Genomic DNA, 21,454 nt, shown 5'->3' with positions numbered 1-21,454 from the left:
GGCAGTGGTTACCATTCCGACCCCACACGCCTACACTCACCGGCCCGACCGACGCGGCCTCGTGCTACTGTAGCAATCAAACCGGTCGACAAGACGCCTCCCCGTCAACTGTGTCTGTCAACATGCTTTGCGGCACTGACCGGTTTGTGCGGTGGGGATGGCTCCAGTAGGTGGGGCGTGCCCGTGGCTGGCTACGAGCCTCACGCTCCGGCAGTTCCGGCCTCCTGCGAATCTTGGAACTCGAGCAAAACCCGCTCGATTTCCAAGATTTGATTCCGTAATTCGCTACGCTCGAACGGAACTACAGGCCTGCAGGCGCCACGGGCACACCCCACCTACTTCCGCCATCCCCACCGCACAAACCTAGTTAGCATAATTCCCCCATAATTGCATAGTGAACATCCGGTTCGATAGTTGATTGAACCTCAATAATATTTGCTACAGCGGCCATGTTTTGAGACACCAATACGGGTCCACTAGTCCGTATAAAATGGTATCCACACAACTGTAATTCTCCTTGTTAACTTACCTAGACATCAGCTCTCACGTATACGGCGATAGATATGTAAATTTACCGAAAAGCACATATTTTCGGCAGTTGCACGAGGTTTTATATAACGGTTATTGAGTTTTTCCTACAATAGTATTTTCTTCGGCACGTTTGGTGTTTTACTGACCGTTCCGTATGGTTTGCGATTACCAATATATCTGGGGTGGAAATTCAAACTAGGGTTGGGTGTTGGTAATGACGGAGGTAGTTGGGGGTGTGGCCGTGGCGGCTGCAGGCCCGTAGTTCTGTAGGAGGCGGAGCCGACGTACAGAATCAAATTGGATAGACTGGGCGGGCTTGGCCCAGGCTATCCAATTCGCGGTAGCACGGAACGTGCGTGAGCGTGAGGCTCGTAGCCGGCCACGGGCACGCCCCCAACTACCGGAGTCATTGCCAACGCCCAACCCGGCCACGGGCACGCCCCACCTACTGGAACCATCCCCAGCGCACAACCCGGTCGCCTGCATCCAAAGCCACCGCAAACACCCTGTGGCCAGGCGGCAACAGGGTGTTTGCGGTAATTGGGTGAATTGGTACGTCAGTCCTGGTCATCCATAAATTGGGCAATCAGCGGTTGCATGGTAATCACGCGTGCCAGGCTGGATTCAGGATCCTTGAAGTCGCTCTGAGTCCACTGCCGCAGAATCATCGCGATGGACGATTCAAACGCGGATAACATGTAGTCTAACTCCAAATTGGTGAGTTCAGGATGACGCTGGTGGTAGGGCTCTACTAGCGCATCGTACAAGCGCTGGTACAGTTCCTCCTCATGCCCAAACGGTAGTACGTTCATCTGTGCAAAGTAGATGCGGTAAAACGATTGGTCCGCCTTAATCATCTTCAGGAAGTGAACGGCGCCGTCTTTGACGTTATTTGATAAGTAGAACTTACCCGTCTCGGGGTAGAAGAATGTCAGCAGAACGTTGTAGACGTCGGCTCCGGTCTCGTCCGACACGGCGTAGATGCTGTCAAAGTGTTCATAAAAAGTGGACCGGTTAATGCCCACAATTTGGCATACCTCGTTCACGGTAATCTTGTTGATCGGTTTCTTGGACCAGAGGGCAAAGACTGCTTGCGCAATGCGCCGGTGAGTCCTCTCCCAGTTGCGATTGTGGTTAGTCAAAACAAATCCCCCCCAGAAATGTTTGCGGCGGCCGGCCTGCAGTACCTTGCCAGCCCGGCTCTATCTCTATTATAAATGGCTCGGAATAACGTTAGGGTAAAAATTGCACATTTATTGCGAAAAAAATTCGTAAATATAATAAATATTCTTGTGAGCCACAAATTAACCCACCTCTACTTGGCGGGGACGTAGGTATTGCTCCTCTGCCGCCTCACGTGCAGCAACGGCATCTTCGTAGGTTGAAAATGCTTTGAGTAAAACGTAGTGGCCGTTGACCATCAGGCGTGCAAACCACTGGTTACTTTGGCGGTTGAAGTGAACGCCAATGTGCCCGGAAGTGTTTCGTTTGCCCATCTTAATGGAGCATAGCGGGACACCTTCTTCGTTGAAAAGGTACTTGCCGTGGTTGTGTTGTTGTTGCAGAAAGGCGGCGTTATGTTGCGAAGACGTGCGTGATGATTCCTGACGCAAACAGCCACAGCTGCGGGTCATGCCGTGACGCAAACGGTAGCTGTCTGCCACCGTTGAGTTGCCGCAGTCGCACTGACAAAGCCAAAGCGCGTTACCGTTTTTAGCGTGACCTGCGGGCTTTAATACACGTAGACGGCCAAACCGCCGTCCGGTTAAGTCGATTCTCATGGTATCTACACCTCACTTTTTGCTAACGACATACAATTACCCAACCACACCCGCATTATACAAATAGAATAACTTTAGGTCACCAGACAATTCAAATAGAAAAGTCCGGTTTAAGTTGGTTATGGTTCTGATACGTAAAGGATGTAGTTATGAAACCAAAGCTTTTAGAACGGCGCTATGCAAATGTTTTGTGGATACGTAACGGGACAAAACAGGCCTAATTGTACGCAATAAATTCACCGTTTGGCCACTATTTTAGCAATAGTTCTTTACTAAATAATGTTATACTACGTGCAAGTTGGCACACAAAATAACGACACTCAGACCTGTCGGTATATAAAAGGCTGTACGATTAATGGTATAAATGTATACTTTTATACTCACTGGTCGGCCGACGGTTATCTGTAACAGACTTAGGAATGTGTGTATGCGGATGTTGGCGGATGAGCTAGAATAGGTTTAAGACATTAACAACATAAAAAGGCCAAAGTTAGGGGTTGTTGAAGTGATATTTTTCATTAACAGCATTATGCAGGCAAATAAATCTGGGATTGAGTTCGCCCAGTTGAAGCGAATTGAGTTGTTTAATGACCATAATGAGGACTACCGGTTGGTGGTCCGTGATTGGGATCCTAAACTACACCCCGTAACGCGAGCCGCGGGTGTGCCCGACTCCCAGTTAATTAATATGTTCGAGTACTTTCAAAACGCGATGGTGGTTCCGGAGCAGCCGGTGCATTTGGCAGGCTTGGACTTTGGCGTACTCAATACGCACGCTGACCAGGAGGCTAACCGCTTCTTGGTCTATAACGCGAATAATCAGTTGGTGGCCCGCGTTAACTTTACCGGTGACGATCAGGTGGTAACCTCCACCGAACTCTTCGACGGCTTTGGTAACCTTTATCGCGTTGACTATTACGACACGCGTGGTTTTAGAACGTTGGAGCAGTGGTACACGCCGGATAATAAAATTGGTACCGAGGCGTGGCTGGATGTTAACGGCGTACCCGTGGTGGAGAAGTTCTACCGTACGGATAACACCGGTGAACTGGCCCCCACGGGTTGGCGGCTCACCGACCGCAATGACGGTAAGGTATACATGTTCGACACGATTGAGGAACTGACTTTGCAGTTTCTTAACGACCTGAATGCGGAGTACTGGTCCCAGGAGCACCCGAACGTGTTCGTGCTCGACCGGGGACACGTCGCCGACTGGGGGCTCTTGCACCTAGACCGACCGGCGTACACCGTGAACCACCTGCACAACGCGCACGCTAGTGGTCAGGACCCCATGGCCCCGATTGTTAACAACAACTACGAGTTTACGCTCAACGCCATCAATGGTTATGACGCGATTGTTTCGTCGACCCACAAGCAAAGCGCCGACGTTGACAAGCGGTACCACCCGACCGCGAAACTGTTTACCATTCCTGTTGGGGTGGTACCGGACCGGCTAATCAACGCCCCGCGGGTACCGGAAACGAAGCGGGCCTTTGGTAAAATGGTCGTCTTTGCCCGGATTGCCCCTGAAAAGCAACTGGATCAATTAACCCAGGCCTTTGCACAAGTGCATGACGCCGTGCCGGAAGCCACGCTGGATCTGTACGGTTATGCCGATAACAGCAACAATTATGCGGCTAAACGCGCCGTGCAAAAGGTGATTGATGAGCACGATTTGGGGGATGCGGTGACGTTCAAGGGTTACACCACGGACGTCGATACGGCTGAAAATGACGGCATGTTGTACGGTCTGACCTCAAACATGGAGGGCTTCAACTTAGCCATCATGGAGGCCATTGCCCACGGCCTGATTCCCGTGACCTACGACGTCAATTATGGCCCTAATGAAATCACGGAGGACCACGTGAACGGACGGGTCGTGCCGTACGGTGACATCGATGCCTTTGCCCAGGCAGTAATCGAGATTCTGCAAAATCCCGATTTGGCCCAGCAGTACAGCACGGCCGCATATGATTCGGCGGAACGCTACTCGGAGGCCAACGTGTGGCAGGCCTGGCGTGCGCTCATTGATGACGCGGACGCGATTTGGCCCGCAAAGTTGGCCGCGGCACGTATGACCACCGTACCGGCAAAGGGGGATAACTAGATGTATTACTTCATTACCGAAAATGTCTTTGGCCTCAATTCTGGCACCGAACACGCTGCGGCTCGGCGTACCAACATGTTTAACGCCGAGGGGGAGCGGGCTTACTACGTTTCCCGCAACTACAACCGGTTCCTGAACCGCGATTTGGCTAATATTGGTTTGACGCCAGCAGAGTCCATTAATATGTACGATTTTTTTCAGGGAACCCTCGACGTCGAGCGTCGCGAACAAAATTTACGGCTACTGCCGGAAGTACCGCTCGATAAGTATCACGTTGATGGCGTGAGTGCGAACTATTCCGTCATTAAGCACGCGGGGCGTGAGGTCGGCCGCATCAATGTTTTGCCCGCAACGGTGGGGCTAACCATGGACGTGGAAAGTCGCGATATCCGTGGTAACATTGTCGCCCGTGAAAATTGGGATTGGCGGGGCTTCAAATCATCGCGTGATTACTTCCACCCCGATGGTAGCGTCGCGTCCCGGACCTACTTTGACCTGCAGGGCCACCCGGTACTGGAAGAATTGTGGATGAATGTGAACGGCCAACTGGCCCCGTCCATGTGGCAGCTGCTCAACTACAAGGGCCGCAAGTACCAGTTTAACACGGAGGACCAGTTATTCCTGTTCTTCCTGAACGAGCTGATTAGTACGGATGGGGATGCGACCATTATCAGCGACCGCCACACGCTGGACTACGTGGTGGCTGACGTCCAGGGAGCCAAAGCAAAGTGGGGGTACTTACACGGTGTGCACACCGACAAGCCCGCTGCCCCGGGTCGGGGTCACGTACTGAACGTGTACCGGACGTTACTGCAGGACCGTGCTGACGACTTTGATGGCGTCTTTGTCGCGACTCCAGAGCAGCAGCAGGAGTTGCAGCAGCGCTATCCGCACATGACGGTGCGGGTAGCTCCTGACACCGCGGTTGCGGCCACGCATGACCACCAAAAGGCGGCCAAGCCGACCGTTGTCTTCGTAGGGCGGTTTGGTCCCGACAAGCGGCCCGAGCAGGCGTTGCAAATGATGGCCCAAGTGGTGCAAAAGGTACCCGCGGCGCAGCTGAATTTTTACGGGTACGCCCCGGATAACGAGACGTTGACCAACCTGAATAACCAAATAACCAAGCTGGGACTAAAGGACAACGTGACTCTGGGCGCTTACCTGAGTCGTCAGGATCTCGACGCAGTTTACGCCGCAGCCGATGTCATCGTGCAGACATCCAGTGCGGAGAGCTTTGGTATGAACCTGGTCGAGGCGATGGCCTACGGGGTGCCGGTGGTCACGTATAACGTACCGTATGGTGCCGCTAACCTAGTGCGCAGCGGCGACAATGGCTACGTGGTTCCGGATAATGCGACTAAGCAGATGGCGGCCAAGGTCGTCAAACTACTGACGGACCAACAGGACTGGCAGGCCAAGAGTACCGCTGCGACCGCTTGGGCTACGGAAATGACGTACAGCCGGGCCATGGGCAAGTGGCGGGAAGCGCTGAAATAGCTCATTGGGCTTTGATTTAACCGGTCCACAAGCAGAAAGCTTATTTGTGGGTGTGAGCATCTATTTAGCGTGGTGGTGTGACCCGATAAACCGGGTACGATTAACGTCCCCTAGACTGAAGTAAAAGTCTGGGAAAGGAACAGCTTAACTGTATTAAAAGCACGGTCACCGTTCAATTTTGGATGGTGACCATGCTTTTTTGTCTCAACCGAGGTGTACGGAACCATGTTGAGGTTAATTGCCATTTAGGCAGCAATAGTTGGTGGCCAAGCAAACCTAGCTGGCACCAGTTTGGATTGGGTACCGATTCCGCCAAATACATTTCTTTGTATTTAATTACTTAAATCGATTACAGACGTAGATATAAAACGTTTCGTTATTTATAGTCGGCGAAATTACTGGTCTTATCTTCTTTGTGAACGGTACCATCCGTGATATACTTTGGACAAAATCGTTAACTATTAAATGCAGAAACTATGGGGTCAAGCAGCGGCGAGAACCGCGACGGTGGGGGAAGAGCAATGCAAACAACGCAACAATTGCCGGTACAAATCAAGCGTATCTGGGCGCTGAGTGCCGTAGGGTCACTTTGTATGGGTGTGCTCATTACCGTGGGTTTGGGGGTGGCCAATTGGTTATGGAACTGGCCGTTTTGGTTAGTCTGGGTGGCATTGGGGCTCACCATCGTTGAGTTCATTGTGGAATTGGCGCTGGTCCCCTACCGCTATCGATTCTCAGAGTACGTGATTACGGATAACGCAGTGGAAATTCAATCCGGCTTTATCTTTCGTAACCGGATTGCGATTCCCATCGCCCGCATTCAGAACGTGACGCTCAAGGCCGGTCCGCTCATGCAGTGGCAACACCTTGAACAGGTGGTCATTGCCACGGCGGCAACCACGCATGATATTGAGGGCGTCCAAACGGCTGTGGCCACGCGCCTGCGGGAGTTAATCATGGCCCGCGCGATGGAGGTGCAGGATAATGACCTCTAAACCACGACATTTACACCCACTGTCAATGTTGGTGAATGCCATCCAAATTTTTTGGATGCTGGCTGTGATTATTTTTGTGGATATTGCGACCGATAACGGCGGACGTAATGCGATTTTACAAGACATGGCGCACTGGCTAGTACTAATCATATTGGGTGTGATTGGCATCACGCTGTTGCTGGTGGTGCTCCCGTACGTAATGACTACATACGAACTAACGGATAAGGGTGTGACGCTTAATCGTGGTGTATTGCGGCGCCAACACCTGCACGTGACATACGCGCGTATTCAGACGGTGCAACATTTACAGTGGTTTTTCCTGAAGCCACTGGGATTGGAAAAGGTGCAGATCGAGACTGCTGCCCGTGGCAGTGGTCATGGCGAGGTGGTTCTGACCCTGGTTCACGCATCGGTGGGCACCGAAATTGAACGGCGACAGCAGGCCGCCCGTGCCGCCGCTCCTGGTGCGCAAACTACGCCGGTGGCAGGTATGGACAGCGATACGGATATAGCGACGGACAACGCTACCGTAGCATCGACAACCTACCGCCTACCCAACGAAGACCTGCTGATTTTCGGTATTACGTCACTGGGCTTTATCCCGCTAATCTTCTTGCTACTGGCCGTTTGGTCACGTGTGAGCGAGTGGATTCCCGGTGTGGAGGATTGGTTGGCGAATCTCTTGATGCACTTGCCCGCGATTAGTATTGTTGTTCTGCTGGTGGTTATAATTGGGCTGGGCGTCATGACCGAGTTTGTCCGTATTCTCATTCGCTATTGGGGTTTCACGCTCGACTTTGACGGTCGCCGACTCCAGTCACGCAAAGGCTTGCTGCAAACGAACACGGTTACGGCCACCGCCAAGCGGATTCAGGCGGTGCGGTATAAACAGAACATTATTCGCCAATGGTTGAGTGTTGGGACGGCGCAGGTGATTTTGGCGTCGAACGTGGCGAGCAAAGAGGACGATAAGGATATGGTCATCTACCCGCTGGTGCACCAGGACCATGTTTGGGAACAGCTGACGCGGTACGTGAGCTGGTTACCGGACCGCATACCCGCAGTTACCCCGGTGATGACGGGCTACTGGGCATTAATTCGGAATGCGCTGATTTTACCAGTAATCGCCGTGATCCCATGTATAATCTGGCTACGTCCGTGGGGGTGGCTGTCCTTATTGTTGCTTGTTTGGGGCGGACTACAGGGACGATATGCGGCCACGCGGCGGGGTTACGTCACTGCGGGGCGTTTCATCTACCTACAGACGGGACGCTGGTTTGAGCGTGAATTATTGGTGTCCCCGCGCGACCGGGTACAATCTTTGACGGTGCGCCAGTCGTGGTGGATGGTCCGTACCGGTTTGGCGCACGTCCAGGTAAGTCTGCGCCGCGGCGATGGCGAGTACGAAGTCGACTTACGCTACGTACCCTTGGCAGTTGGGGAGGCCATTTACCAGTGGTATTTGGGCGACAACGTTGTGGATGTCGCTACGACTGCACCATGACATTGCCAGCCATTGGCGGTAGAATGGTGTCAGTGATTCGCCGTACCAAGAGACGGTCAACGAAATCCCGGAGCTATTCGGGGCAGGAAAGGAAGCTTTTGATTTATGACAAAGCCACAGACTAAAGTAGAGAGTTTTGAGTTGGACCATACGGCCGTAAAGGCACCATACGTGCGCCTGATTACGGTGGAAACGGGGAGCAAAGGCGACCAGATCAGTAACTTTGACCTGCGTCTAGTTCAGCCAAACGCGAACGCCATTCCGACGGCCGGCCTGCACACCATCGAGCACCTCCTGGCTGGCTTGCTGCGGGACCGCATGGACGGTGTGATTGACTGCTCGCCGTTCGGCTGCCGCACCGGCTTCCACCTGATTACCTGGGGCCAGCACACAACCACTGAGGTGGTACAGGCGCTGAAGGGTTCCCTGGAACAAATTGCAAACGACATCAAGTGGGAAGATGTACCCGGTACGGATATTAAGAGCTGTGGTAACTATCGCGATCACAGTCTGTTCTCCGCAAAGGAATGGTCCAAGAAGATTTTGGCCGAAGGTATCTCTGACGACCCGTTTGAACGGAACGTCATTTAATGTCTACATTTTGAGGGCAAAGCCGGTGCGTAAATATGACGGACCGGCTTTTTCTTTGCGCTTAATTAGTCTGGTGCAGGCCCGTCAAAATAGGGCTACTGGAAACTAATGGTCAGCCCACAAGATAAATGACGATTTTGTGCAAAAATTACACCAATTATGGGCAACAAGTGTTATCATTAGAGTTAACAAAGGCAACAGTCGTCCATTAAATGGTGGATGGCGTGGCGTACCACCCCCGCTCAATGGGGATGATGCCCGGTGGATCAGGCACGTTGTGTTTTTCGCGTACCGCATTCACTATATAACACAGGCGAACGTTGGTTATCGCCGGATAAATTCGAGCCAGCACGGTGGGGGCCGTGAGTATACCAACGTCTGACTGCACGTCTTTGGGGAGTAGGTCACGGTAGAGATAGCTTGCTGTGATTGAAAGGATGACCAATATGAAGCGAGTAGACATGACTGGACGCACCTTTACGCGGCTGACGGTCCTAAGCTATGCCGGCAATGATTCCCACACGGGCAACGCACAGTGGCTTTGCCAATGTACGTGCGGCCGGCAAGTAGTGGTTGATGGTTACCGGTTACGCAAAGGCATGACCCGTAGCTGCGGCTGCTTGCGGTCCGAGACTGCGCGCGAAAGCATCATGCACAATGAAGCTACGCGGGCCCAAATGCAGACCAAAAACTGCACTGAGGATATCCGTCTCGGGATTATGATGACGCGCCGCCGTAGTAATCGTAGTGGGGTAGTCGGGGTTTGTTACGACAAGAAAACTGACATGTGGGTTGCGCGCATGATGTACAAAGGCCGGTTGGTGCTGAACCAGCGGTCTAAAGATTTTAACGTAGCACGCCGGGCACGCTTGGCGGCGGAGACAGAATACCTTGGACGCACACAGGGTGAAAGCCTAGAGCAGGCTATTGGTTAACTGCGGTGGGTACAGATGGTTCTATCAGTAAAGCACATAAAAGACCGGTTGTGACACTACCGTTGGTGGTGTGATGACTGGTTTTTACTTTGACCAACAGTGTGTGATCAAGGATAGTGACGGATGCGCAATTGCGGATGTTTTTTAGCGATTTTTGTATAGGGCGGGCAAATGCGTGGTTATGGGCTTCTTTGGCCGCGTTAATGTTATTTGGTCGTAACATAGGCCGGGAAGTGGTGGAAAACACGGGCTGACCGTGGCATAATTAGTTCAAGGTAGTGAACCAGTCTGGGGGGATTGGGCATTGCTGGTTGTTAGTCGGTTGTTTTGGCGGAGCTTGGGGGCTGCGTCGGCCGCAAGGTAATGATAGTAATAACAAACGGGAGTGAGTTTATTGACAAGGATTGATTTAACTGGGCAGCAGTTTGGGCGTTTAACCGTGCTCGAATATGCTAGCCGTAACCCATTGAATGGTAACGCAAACTGGCTGTGCCGCTGCGAATGCGGTAACGAGGTGGTGGTCGATGGCTACCGCCTACGTAAAGGCCAGACGCAAAGTTGTGGTTGCTACCGCGCGGAAGTATCGCGCAAAAACATCATGACGCAGGAAAAGACCCGCGCACAGATGGTTAAGCACCACATCAGTGAGAAGGCGCACGTGGATGGCATGACCGTTTTGCGTAGCACTAATAGCAGTGGCGTGGTCGGCGTCAGCTTTGATAAGCAGTCGTCCAAGTGGGTTGCCCGGATGATGTATGAAGGGCACCTCGTGTTGAACCATCAGTTCCATAGCTTTGAGGCTGCTTGTGGTGCCCGATTCGCGGCGGAAGAGCGGTACATTGGCTCCGAAAAGCTGAACAAGGCACGCCAGGCACAAATGGTGAAGATGGCACGGCGGCAAACCCGCTCGTTGCGGACTAACCAAGCAGTCGCTGTGGGTAAGTAATTTAACAATAAAACGCAAAAGGTGTGGCGAAATTTTCGCCACACCTTTTTACATTCACTACCGACGCCCGGCGGCACCACCGTTGACTGCCACCATGAGGAAGGCAATGCCAACGGCCACCGCGATGAGCCCAAAGCCCGCGTTGAGAAACCCCAGCGCAATGAAGTTGGTGAGTCCCGCCACGATTTGGTAGATGCCTACCACCATCAGGCACAGTCCTAGCAGTCCGAGCGTGATGAAAGCCCACGCGTGCATGTTCATTTTTAGTCACCCCACATGAAGACCCGCGTTGCGCAACTAGATAGGGCGTATATCTTTGCTTGACTGCAAAGAATGCGCTTTCAACCATCCGTTTTTCATTCTAACGCAATCAGTTAGGGGAGTGCAACTAATTAAGGCCACGTGTGGCATTAGTCACGCGTACTATTGCATGCCAGCAACGAAGCGTGCCGTAATTTCCTTAGGGCGAGTGATGGCACCGCCAACGACTACGGTTAGGGCCCCGGCTGCCAGCATTTGCTTGGCCTGTTCGGGTTGCTGGACGTGACCTTCAGCAATTGTGGGGATGCCCGCATTCGCTAGCCGCCGAACGAGGTCGAACGGTGGAACCGGGGTGCCTTTGCTGGCAGCCGTGTAGCCGCACAGCGTGGTACCAACGTAATCAACACCCGCATCGTGAGCGGCCACGCCTTCCGCGTAGGTGGCGATGTCGGCCATCAGGAGTTGATCCGGATACTTTGCCTTGATAGCGTGCACAAAGTCGATGACGGACTGGCCGTCGTGCCGGGGGCGGTCCGTACAGTCGAGTGCAATCACTGCGACGTTGGTTGCCATTAACTCGTCAACTTCGCGCATGGTGGCGGTGATGTACGGTTCTTCCGGCGGGTAATCGCGTTTAATGATGCCGATAATGGGCAAGTCTACTTCGGCCTGAATCTCCCGAATGTCCCGCACCGTGTTGGCCCGGATACCTGCGGCGCCACCCTGTTGCGCTGCCCGGGCGAGTAACGGCATGACGCCACCCGCTGGCGTGTATAACGGCTCGTCCGGCAGTGCCTGACACGAAACGATGAGGCGGCCACCAACAGCCGCGTTAAAATCTGCAAATTTCACGTTTGAATACCTCCGTCTGCTGGTCTGGGTGACCGCTGCTAACGGTCCAGACCAATTATGATACCTCCAGCATACCTAATATAGCGGTTACAGTAAACCCTTACAGAGCGAAATGTGTGGGGGCCGGCAGCGTTGGTTGGGCCGGGGAGCTACGGCTTACGTGGGGCGCTCCATGGTTACCACTACTAGCTGAAAGTGTGGGAGGTGTAAGCCCACCCGCGGGTTCCCGATAGTTCGTCGGCTAAGACCTCAAACTTCCTGATACGATGATTGTGTTTTTTCCAGTTGAACTAGTGACCGGTATAGTTCTCACTATTCTCGTCAGTACGGTTACAGTGCTGTCATTGGTGCTCTGCCATCCGAAATTTGGCTGTGATAGGGCTATGTAAACATAACTGGGAGTAACTTCTGTAGGATGACGGTGATGGGTGTAGGTCAACCCATTCCTAAATTTGTTTGCAAGTATGGTTATGACCGGTCAAGGTGCTACGTGGTGCGGAGACACTCGAACCGGAGTGGCGACCACTGTTTGAGGATTCGCCGTTAGTAGCGGTCCATAAGTTCGCAGCACTCCACGGCACCATAGCCACCCATAGCCGCCACCTAGGCCAATGTCGAATTTTGCGTAAATTGCAACATAGATTCCCGGTTTTTGCCAGCGAGCCAAAATAATTGTGGAACTAAAGCGCGTAGTGTCGGGCTGCACTGGTTAGTGGCACTAGCTTAATTGATGGCGGGCAGTTACGCTATATTTGTACCTGCTTTCCCCCAATAAGGCAGGTGACCCCTAATCCCCAATAGCGTCGTGTGCTGCCGCGGTACACGACGTTTTGTTTGGGGTGAGGGTTAGCCAGTTGCGTGAGAAAACGAAGTTCGCTGAATAACGGGGTGTAATAGGTGCAAGTCTGGAAAGTTAGTGTCATAATGAAACCATTAGAAAATGTATGAGGACCGGTACAACCGCCAATGACGCGCTATACATACTTTGCTCAACCCATCGAGAATATCGCCACGAAGCGCGTAATATTGTACGAATTGCTGTTACGCGAGTGGGACGAGGAACGTTCCGCGTGGCGTATTCCGTCCAACTTTGAGCTTGCGCCGAGCGTTGTGGTGCAATTACTTGATGAGGCGGTGAGCCAGCTGGATAATCATCACGTGTCGGTGAACCTAACGCGGGCCCAGTTTAACGACGTTCACATGATGGAGCAACTCAGCGAATTCGTCAGGACAAAGTTGGCCCCGCGACAGTTAACCGTGGAGTTGGTCGATAGCCCGGACCTAGAGGTGCTCCAAACCATGAGCGCTGGTTACCGTAGTGCGGGTATTCTCCTCGCAATTGACGATGTGGGTTCTGACAACCAATTTCAGGAAATTGAGGACCTGCTACCCTACGTCAATACCATTAAGTTTGCGCTACAGAATATGCGCAAATACGGCGAACGGCCATCGGAAGAGAGTATCGCCGCACTGAAATTTTGGTTCGATCAAGCGGAGAAGCAACAGATGCTGTTCACCTTTGAGGGTATCGAGAACTCCGAGGACGTGGAGTTAGCCCACCGCTTCCACATTACGCGAGGGCAGGGGTATTACTTTTCCCGCCCGCACGAGCCGCGTGATTTTCACGAATAATTAACGGCCGTGGTTATCCCTGTTAGCAGGATGACCACGGCCGTTTTTCTACGTATACGGTTACTTACTGTTATTAACCTTCTTGATGGTAATTTGCTTCTTCGTGACGCCCTGCTCGTAGAAGAGGTTAGCGATGGCCTGCTCTTCCTTGATTTCGGCCGTGGTGACGGCCTCCATGGCGTAACTACGGCGATTGACCATCTTGGCAACGATGGTTCGTTTCAGCTTGAGGGCCTTTACCATGAGCGTAATGAGTTTGGATTTGTGACCGTTGGCCCAATCCATCTCCTCGCCCAGGTACTTCACGACCAGCTTATTCACGTCGGTATGCTCCTGCGCGTAGGAGCTGGAAATGAGGTAGTCACGGTTGTTCACGTCCAGCTTGGCGCCGTTCACAATCATGTTTGCGCCGTAATTAACTTCGGCCTGCGCGGTGTAAGGATCCCAGTTGGCCCACGCAGCAATTTTTCCTTTGGCAAAGGCGACGGAGGCCGCAGACTGGGCCATGTCCTTCAGCTTAACGTCGTTCGTGGAGAGACCGGCCTGCTTGATGGCTTTGAGCACCATGTATTGTGAGCTAGTGTTAGACGTGTACGCAATGGTTTTGCCCTTGAGTTGCTTAATGTTCGTAATGCCCGATTTTTTGCCGACCACAATTCCGCTACCGTTGGCCTTAGAGGAACCCGCTGCAACCAAGGTGATGGTATGACCTTGAGCGATGGCGGAAACAGGTGGCGTGTCACCAACGCGGGCGTAATCGATGGTGCCCGAACTCATGGCCTCCATTTCGGCGGCACCGTTCTGGAATTCTTTAAAGACGACCTTATACCCGGCGGCCTTCATGTTCTTCTTGAATTTGCCGTGAATCCGCGCGACGTCAACGGGGTCTCCAGCCTGGTACCCGATGGTGATGGTTTCCAGCGTGCCGCTTTTACCATCGCTCCTGGTGAGTGTCCAGCCCCAAAAGGCAAAGCCGATGACGAACAGTAAGAACGCCGTCATGAACGTGCGGTGCCAAATTTTTTGCATAAATTATACCCTCATTTATAACTACTGGAGTTGCTGTTATTAATTGATTATATCAATACCGCGCATAACCGCATAGCATCACGCTCCAGCGAGTGGTTGGCCGTCGCTGATGAGCACTCCCGCCACCGTGATGGAATTGCGGCCGTTACGCTTGGAGTTGTACAGGTACTGGTCCGCGCGCCTGTATGCCTCTAGGTAGTTGCGGTCGGTGGTATCGGACCGGTCCTGGCCGAGCGAGACGGTGATGCTGAACGGTCCCTGGTCGCTGTCAAAGGTGAGGGCGCACAGATGGTCGTGAATGGACTGGCATATGGCGCAAGCCTTCTTGAAGTCTGGATGGGGGCCCGTGATAAGGAAGCTAAACTCCTCGCCGCCGGTGCGATACACTTGCGCCGGAAATTCGATGGTTTTGGTCAGGCGTTGTAGTTCTGCCGCGACGGTTTGGAGGACCCGGTTGCCCACCAAGTGACCATAGCGATCGTTCACCTCTTTGAAGTGGTCCACATCGAGCGCGTAGACCGCGTAGTATGTGCCACTTTGCTGACACTCATCGTAGGCGGCCAGCAGGTCCTCGTTGAAGACACGGAAGTTGTGCACTTTGGTCAACTCGTCGATCCGCGCGTCATGCAGGAGGCGTTGTTGACGGCGGCGGGAAGCATCCATGCGGGTTTGCAGCAGCCAAATGACGATGAACAGGACAATGCTGGTTGCCCATTGCCACAGCCAACCGACGTTAATGCCGCCAAGGGACATGTAGTTGGTGGCAAAGAACGGTAGGTCAAAGGCGATGGCAAAGGGAAAGTAGTACCACGCGCGGCGGTTGATAGTGGGGCTATACCATTGGGCGGCGGCGACGAGCACCATGCTGGCGGCATAGTAAACCAGCCAATTGGATGTGTGCGGAATCCACCAGAACCAGATTAGTAGGAGGACCACAATACTGGTGAAGATGGCGGGACGGCGAGAACGTAGTAGCGCGTACAGGACGGTCGCAATTTGGAAGTTGATGTACGTCCAGCCAAAGCCGACGCCGTTATGGGACTGGATGATGGAAATGACGGAGGCGGTGTGGAAGAGTACCAAAAAGGCGGTGGTCAGGCCGACCATGTAGAGGTCTAGTATGTACCTTTGCCGTTCCGATTGGTTGGGCCGGTATTGGCGATTCGTCAGCCAGTTATAGACGAACACGTAGCCGACGAGTACCAAACTGTTGGTAATAAAGGTCACAAAGCGACCAGCTAGTTCCACCATGGATGATTCCCCCAAAAATCTTTAATGCCGTGGTTACTTCTAATAGGAATTGTATCATCTTTCCGACATCCATAACTATTTTGTTTGACGGTGGTGGTCTGCTGTCCGGCCTCGGAGTGTGGGGTTACTCCACCAAGTGGGCGGGGCATCGGCGACCGCTACTAGGGCGAAACCTCCAACCCGCCAAATGCGGGCGGGTTTCCGGTGCGATTCAGAGCCTACCCGGAAGCCCACCGGCCAGTCTCTGAATTCGTCGCGCAGTACGCCGACTCCGTCGACTACTGCGGCAAGCCCCCGGTAGCGGTCGCCGATGCCCCACCCACTTGGCTACATAACCCCGCACCCCGGGGCCGGGCAGCAGACCGGCAATAACCGTCAACAAGATAGTTGTCCTGCATAATTTGTACTTCTATATTCAGACAAAACCTAAGCCAACTATCGGTAATCATCACTGATGTAATGATTACTAATGGTCAAGCCCTACTGTATGCTTCTGGTAATTGCTAGTCGTGCTGAGATGTTTTGGGGGATGGGTTATGCGATACAAACGGATGGCATTATACTTTTTAGGCTACTTACCTCTATATTTCGCTGTGCGTTACGGACCCATTCCGCCCAACGAGCCTAGCTTTGAGGCCCTAGCGTTTATTGGCGTGCAGGGGCATATGCATTCTACATGCTGTTTGATCAAGCGTGGCGTGGGCGTTGGGTCAGGATGTGTTTCCTTTCACTGTGCGCCTGGGTGTTCGGCCTAAATTTCGTGACGGCGTATTGGCGTAGTTACGAAGCTACTAAAATAGCAACAGTGGTGGCATTCGTCATGCTGGTCATATTGACTGCACGAGCTTACTGGTTGGTTGTCAGCCGGGAAAGAGCCGAAGTGGCGGGGAAACACTAATCCGGGCTCGAGCTGTGTTAAATGTGTGTACTCTGTTGGTATGTATTGAGTTGATTAGCAGGGACCGTAACGGTGGTTGTCTGGAACCGGGGGTGTGGGGTTGTGTAGTCAGGTGGGTGGGGAGTAGTGACCGCTACCGAGGGCTTGCCGCAGTACGAACCGCAGGTGACGTACTGCGCGACGAGTTCGGAAACTGACCGGCGGGTTTTCGGGCAGGTTCCGAATCGCGGCGGAAACACGCCCGTACTTGGCGGGTTGGAGCCTTCGCCCCAGAAGCGGTCACTACTCCCCGCCAGCCTGACGGAGCAACCCCACACCCCCGGTCCCAGTCAACCAAAACCAAACCACAATGGCCGCGCCTCCCAACAAGCGGGAAGCGCGGCCATCTTTGCGTGCTAGTTGTTATTCACTTTGATGGTCACCTGCTTCTTGGTGATGCCTTCATCATAGAACAGGTCTGCGATACTTTGTTCTTCCTTGAGTTCCGTGGTGGTAACAGACCCCAGACTGTAGCTACGGCGATCAACCATCTTTTTCACGATGGTTTTGCTCAGGCTGAGTTCCTTGGCCATCATCGTCACCAGCTGTGATTTGTGGTTGTTAGCCCAAGCCATATCCTGGCCAAGGTACTTGACCAGTAGCTTGGAAACCGTCTTGTGCTGGTTAGCGTACGAACCGGAAATCAGGAAGTCACGGTTGTTGACGTCAAGGGTGGCTCCGTTAATCAACATTTTGGCGTCATACTTCACCTGGGCTTGTGCGGTGTACGGGTCCCAGTTGGCCCACGCGTCAATCTTGCCCTTAGCAAAGGCGACCCCGGCGTCGGCCTGGCTCATGTCCTTCAGCGTTACGTCGCTAGTGGACAAGCCGGCCTTTTGTAGCACCTTCAGAATCATGTATTGCGAACTGGTGTTGCTCGTGTAGGCGATGGTTTTACCCTTCAGGTCGGACAGACTGTTAATACCCGAGTTTTTGCCCACCAGTAAGCCGCTACCGTTGGCTTTGGACGAACCGGCGGCCACCAGGGTAATCTTTGTGCCCTGGGCGATGGACGTAATCGGTGGCGTATCACCCACACGTGCATAATCAATGGAGCCAGACTTCATGGCCTGCATTTCTGCAGCCCCGTTCTGGAACTCCTTGAAGACCACTTTGTAACCCTTGGCCTTCATCTTCTTCTTCAACTCCCCACGCGCCTTGGCTATGGAGATAGGGTCACCTGCTTGGTAACCAATGGTGACGGTTTGTAGCGAGTCACTGCTACTGCTGTTGTCGCTCGTTGAAGTCTTGTACCCCCAGATGGCAAATACTACAACCACGACCAGAAAGACGCCCCACAGGACGCGCTTCCAGGTATGCTTTTGCATGTTCATTTCCTCCAATTACGATGAATAATAACAACGTGGTGCGGAACGAATCGTGGATAACGTTAATTCTGTTGGTGCGGGCACCACCTCCCCAAGTGGTTTGCAATTAATATGTACAGTCACGCGTAACCGGTACGCGTGCTGAAGCGTGCTACTGAACGCCGGGGTGGCTTGGTGTCGCCAGTGCTTCCAGTTGGGCCGCCAATTTGGGCCGCATAATCTTGCCGGTCGGGTTCTTTGGAAAGCTATCCACAAAGTAGATTTGGGTGGGCCGCTCGAACTTAGCTAGGTGCGCCGCCGTGTAGTTGAGAATGGCCTGGCGGTGTTGCTCGTGCACCGCGGGGTCGTCGCTGCCGTCGTTAATGGCAGCCGCTACGGCCTGACCGTACACCGCGTCTTTGACTCCGACTACCGCACAGGCGCGGACAAAGTCGAGGTCGTACAGCGTGTTCTCGACTTTGGTCGGGCTGACCTTCTCGCCGCCCCGGTTGATGACGTACTTGGCGCGGCCCTCGAGCCACAGGTAGCCATCGGTATCAAAGTAGCCGAGGTCGCCGGTGAGCAGCCAGCCGTCCATGAATTCGTCAGGTTTGCGGTCCAGGTAATCCGTAATGACGTGGTCGCCGTGAATAACAATCTGACCGTGAACGCCGGCTGCGGTTGTGAAGTGGTCACCCTCCACGATGGCCACGTCGGTTTTGTATGGCTTGCCAGCGGAGCCCATCTTAACGGCACCGATGGGGTTAAGCGTGCACTGGCTCGTGGCCTCGGTCATCCCGTAACCTTCCAGGATGGGCACGTTAAACTTGTCGACAAAGGCCTGGTGGCGGTTCACCGTCAGCATGGCGGACGCACAGCGCACAAACCGGAGCTTGTGTTCCGGACGGTAAGCACGGAGCGCGTTCTCATTTTGCAAGAGAATGGTGACGATAGTTGGCACGACGGACGTCCAGGTCACGTCGTTATTCAAGACTTCCGGCCAAAAGCTGCGGGCGGAAAACTTGGGCGCGACGACAATCCGCCCATCAGACAGGAACGTCGACAGCATGATGACTTCCTGTGCGTTAATGTGGAACATCGGCATCACGATCAACACGGTGTCAGCCCGTGTCATCTGGTGACTTTCCAGGTCGTTGTGCGCGGCTTTCCACATCATGTAGTGGTTCAGCCCCACCCGCTTAGGCTTGCCGGTTGTGCCGGAGGTGTTGAGAATCATACCCAAAGTCGTGTCGGTGGGTGCCTCCTGGCTGGCCGGCACGGTGTGGTGGACGTTACGAATCAGCACGAGGTCGGGGAACATCCGCAGATCGGTAATGTGCGTCGCGGCGGCACCAGGCGCACCTTTGAATGCCCCAGCCCGGTCCGGGTCGAGAAGCACGGCAGCGTATTGGGCCTCCTCAAAGTCGTTGACCAACTCCGCGTGGCCCGTAGTCGGCGCGACGGGGTGGGCGGTGGCGCCCATCTGCCAGAGCGCGTGGTTAATGGGCACGTAGACGGGCGAGTTGTCGAGGCTCATGAACACCACGTCGTCACGACCGACGTTGGCGGCGCGCAGGGCGGTGGTCAGGATGGCGATGTCGTGCTGCAGGTCTTGCCCGGTGAACCAGGTGTCGGTGACCTCATCCTTGACGATGGCGCGGTCCAGGTTGGCCTGGAGGTGACTGGCAAGTTCGTTGGTTAAATTAGTCATTGGCGGTAGCCTCTTTTCCAAAAAGCTTACGGTAGGTTTGTTTAAACGAGAAGTTTGGGCGCCCAATCAGGATGCCAAACGGTGGTACTTTGTAGCAGAAGTACGACAGCAGCCAGGTGCTCCCGAGGGCAAAGATGTATGCGAACGGAATGGCGGCGATGAGTTCCCAATCCGACAGTTTCAGCACGTCGAGGATTCCCGCTAGGGCGGTCAGGGCGACCGTTTGCAGGAGGTAGACGCCGAAGCTGATCTTGGAGGAGAGACCGACAAAGTTGCTAAACCACTGCCAGCTTGGCCGTATACGTCGTTTTGCGTACTCCAGCGACAGCATGAACGTTGTCACCACCATGAAACTGGAGTAAACGCCCAGGTACGGCTGGTGAATCAGTTCGACGTAGTGGCGGCTGAGTTTCAGGATGAACATGTTGAAGTAGAAGAGCCCAAAGGTGCCCACGGCCAGAACGGCGGTGATGCTGTAGATCCACTTTGCGTGACTTTGTAGGAAGGCGACCACCGTCTTGTAGTGGATGGCCGTGAACGCGCCGGCGATGAAGTAAAACTGGTAGGAACCGATGAAGTTACCGTAGTTGGCGAACATGTACGGCCAACCGGCGTGGCTCACGTTGGGGAAGACGTACTTGGTCCAAAACAGGAAGGCGAGTTGCACCGTCCCGGATAGGATTAGCAGAATCATGTGGTTGCGGAGCGAGCCCAACTTGTGGAAGAACCACACCAGAATCGGGAAGATGAGGTAGAGTTGGAACATGACCAGTAAGTAATACATATAAAATTGGTTGGCGTGCAGGACGGCGTCAATCCACTGGTGGAACCAGGTGCCGGGGGTCATGGCGGCACCCGTTACCCATGCGGTTCCTAATATGAACACACCGTTCCAGAACAGGTAGGGGATGCCGGATCCCTTGTAGCGCTTGTACCAAAACTGTGGCCAGTTGCGGTTCTTGTTGTAATGACCCAGAAATAGTACCAGTCCGCTGACGAACATAAAGCCCATCCGGGTAAAGTGCAGGATTAAGTGGGTGCCCAACATGATGTACCATGGCGCTGATTCGGCCGTCATGGGTGTTGTCACCGCACTCGTTGCGTGGTTCGCCAGAACCCCGAAAATAAAGATGACACGCATCAGGTCCACCTCGTACAGGTAGACCCGTTTTTTCTTCTTCTGGGGCTGGCTGGTTGATTGTACCGCTGAATTCGCCACCTCAATACCTCCCAAAGTTACTGATTTAAGTTGTTTGACGCAGCCGGTACGTGCAGGTGTGTGTGACCAGCTGGTTGGGTGTTTCAAAGTTGCGGAGTACCGTCGTGACGGCCGTTACGACCGCAGATAGTAGTCCAACAATTATCAATTATATATTCTATTCTGAAAATGTGGCGAAACTTTGACCTTCATCCGAAAAAAACGGGTTGTGCGGTTCGAACATGCGGGCGGGGGTTGCGGCTTACGCGCCCTGCGCCGTGATTGCTACGGTAGTGGTGTGGCGGCAGCGTCGGTCGACCCGGTGAGCTGCGGCTTTCGTGGGGCACTCCGCGGTAACCACAGCTAGGGCGAAGGCTCCAACCCGCCAA

Annotated in this window: 17 protein-coding genes; 8 read left to right on the top strand and 9 right to left on the bottom strand. The window is 53.6% G+C overall.

What is annotated here, in order from left to right:
• Positions 1-1,088: 1,088 nt before the first annotated feature.
• Positions 1,089-1,673 carry a TetR/AcrR family transcriptional regulator gene (locus LPA02S_RS05065; protein WP_054650062.1) on the bottom strand — a complete coding sequence of 195 codons (585 nt, stop codon included), beginning with the start codon at positions 1,671-1,673 and terminating at the stop codon, positions 1,089-1,091.
• Positions 1,674-1,835: 162 nt separating this feature from the next.
• Positions 1,836-2,312 carry a hypothetical protein gene (locus LPA02S_RS05060; RefSeq protein WP_061777618.1) on the bottom strand — a complete coding sequence of 159 codons (477 nt, stop codon included), beginning with the start codon at positions 2,310-2,312 and terminating at the stop codon, positions 1,836-1,838.
• A 505-nt stretch (positions 2,313-2,817) separates the two neighbouring features.
• On the opposite strand from LPA02S_RS05060, the gene LPA02S_RS05055 reads away from it, so the two are divergent.
• The 7 genes from LPA02S_RS05055 to LPA02S_RS05025 all read left to right on the top strand — a co-directional run bounded on the left by LPA02S_RS05055 (position 2,818) and on the right by LPA02S_RS05025 (position 10,887).
• The gene (locus tag LPA02S_RS05055; RefSeq protein WP_056957089.1) at positions 2,818-4,419 is read left to right on the top strand and encodes a glycosyltransferase family 4 protein; all 1,602 of its coding nucleotides are present in this window, start codon (positions 2,818-2,820) and stop codon (positions 4,417-4,419) included.
• Positions 4,420-5,916, top strand: a complete 1,497-nt coding sequence (locus LPA02S_RS05050; RefSeq protein WP_054650066.1) for a glycosyltransferase — start codon at positions 4,420-4,422, stop codon at positions 5,914-5,916.
• A gap of 521 nt (positions 5,917-6,437) precedes the next feature.
• A complete protein-coding gene (locus LPA02S_RS05045) occupies positions 6,438-6,911 on the top strand; it encodes a PH domain-containing protein (RefSeq protein WP_054650068.1) in 474 nt (157 codons plus the stop codon).
• Positions 6,901-8,415: a PH domain-containing protein gene (locus LPA02S_RS05040; protein ID WP_056957088.1), complete on the top strand. Its 1,515-nt coding sequence runs from the start codon at positions 6,901-6,903 to the stop codon at positions 8,413-8,415. The genes LPA02S_RS05045 and LPA02S_RS05040 overlap by 11 nt, the downstream gene beginning before the upstream one ends.
• Positions 8,416-8,520: 105 nt before the next feature.
• Positions 8,521-9,006: an S-ribosylhomocysteine lyase gene (locus tag LPA02S_RS05035; protein ID WP_054650072.1), complete on the top strand. Its 486-nt coding sequence runs from the start codon at positions 8,521-8,523 to the stop codon at positions 9,004-9,006.
• Between the two features lie 446 nt (positions 9,007-9,452).
• A complete protein-coding gene (locus LPA02S_RS05030) occupies positions 9,453-9,941 on the top strand; it encodes an AP2 domain-containing protein (RefSeq protein WP_054650074.1) in 489 nt (162 codons plus the stop codon).
• 394 nt (positions 9,942-10,335) lie between these two features.
• Entirely contained in the window at positions 10,336-10,887 is a 552-nt protein-coding gene (locus LPA02S_RS05025) for an alcohol dehydrogenase (RefSeq protein WP_225350264.1), read from the top strand.
• A gap of 57 nt (positions 10,888-10,944) precedes the next feature.
• Here the strand turns inward: LPA02S_RS05025 and LPA02S_RS05020 are convergent, their stop codons facing one another.
• Together LPA02S_RS05020 and LPA02S_RS05015 are read right to left on the bottom strand one after the other, a co-directional pair.
• Entirely contained in the window at positions 10,945-11,148 is a 204-nt protein-coding gene (locus tag LPA02S_RS05020; RefSeq protein ID WP_054650078.1) for a hypothetical protein, read from the bottom strand.
• Between the two features lie 162 nt (positions 11,149-11,310).
• A complete protein-coding gene (locus tag LPA02S_RS05015) occupies positions 11,311-12,000 on the bottom strand; it encodes an N-acetylmannosamine-6-phosphate 2-epimerase (protein WP_054650080.1) in 690 nt (229 codons plus the stop codon).
• 966 nt (positions 12,001-12,966) lie between these two features.
• Here LPA02S_RS05015 and LPA02S_RS05010 point away from each other — a divergent pair.
• Entirely contained in the window at positions 12,967-13,632 is a 666-nt protein-coding gene (locus LPA02S_RS05010) for an EAL domain-containing protein (RefSeq protein ID WP_054650082.1), read from the top strand.
• Between the two features lie 60 nt (positions 13,633-13,692).
• On the opposite strand, the gene LPA02S_RS05005 is transcribed toward LPA02S_RS05010, so the two are convergent.
• The 5 genes from LPA02S_RS05005 to LPA02S_RS04980 all read right to left on the bottom strand — a co-directional run bounded on the left by LPA02S_RS05005 (position 13,693) and on the right by LPA02S_RS04980 (position 21,086).
• Positions 13,693-14,661 carry an aliphatic sulfonate ABC transporter substrate-binding protein gene (locus LPA02S_RS05005; protein ID WP_056957087.1) on the bottom strand — a complete coding sequence of 323 codons (969 nt, stop codon included), beginning with the start codon at positions 14,659-14,661 and terminating at the stop codon, positions 13,693-13,695.
• 78 nt (positions 14,662-14,739) lie between these two features.
• On the bottom strand, positions 14,740-15,912 hold the full coding sequence (locus LPA02S_RS05000) for a GGDEF domain-containing protein (RefSeq protein ID WP_056957086.1): 1,173 nt from the start codon (positions 15,910-15,912) through the stop codon (positions 14,740-14,742).
• A 1,293-nt stretch (positions 15,913-17,205) separates the two neighbouring features.
• Positions 17,206-18,183, bottom strand: coding sequence for an aliphatic sulfonate ABC transporter substrate-binding protein (locus LPA02S_RS04990; RefSeq protein WP_054650087.1), 978 nt, complete (start codon positions 18,181-18,183; stop codon positions 17,206-17,208).
• 145 nt (positions 18,184-18,328) lie between these two features.
• Positions 18,329-19,867, bottom strand: coding sequence for an AMP-binding protein (locus LPA02S_RS04985; protein WP_056957085.1), 1,539 nt, complete (start codon positions 19,865-19,867; stop codon positions 18,329-18,331).
• Complete coding sequence (locus tag LPA02S_RS04980) at positions 19,860-21,086, bottom strand: acyltransferase (RefSeq protein ID WP_225354977.1); 1,227 nt, start codon at positions 21,084-21,086, stop codon at positions 19,860-19,862. The genes LPA02S_RS04985 and LPA02S_RS04980 overlap by 8 nt, the downstream gene beginning before the upstream one ends.
• Positions 21,087-21,454: the final 368 nt, after the last annotated feature.

Origin of the sequence: Lacticaseibacillus pantheris DSM 15945 = JCM 12539 = NBRC 106106 (genome assembly GCF_001591865.1) — a bacterium.
Taxonomy (GTDB): domain Bacteria; phylum Bacillota; class Bacilli; order Lactobacillales; family Lactobacillaceae; genus Lacticaseibacillus; species Lacticaseibacillus pantheris.
This window is presented reverse-complemented; position numbering and strand designations above follow the sequence as displayed.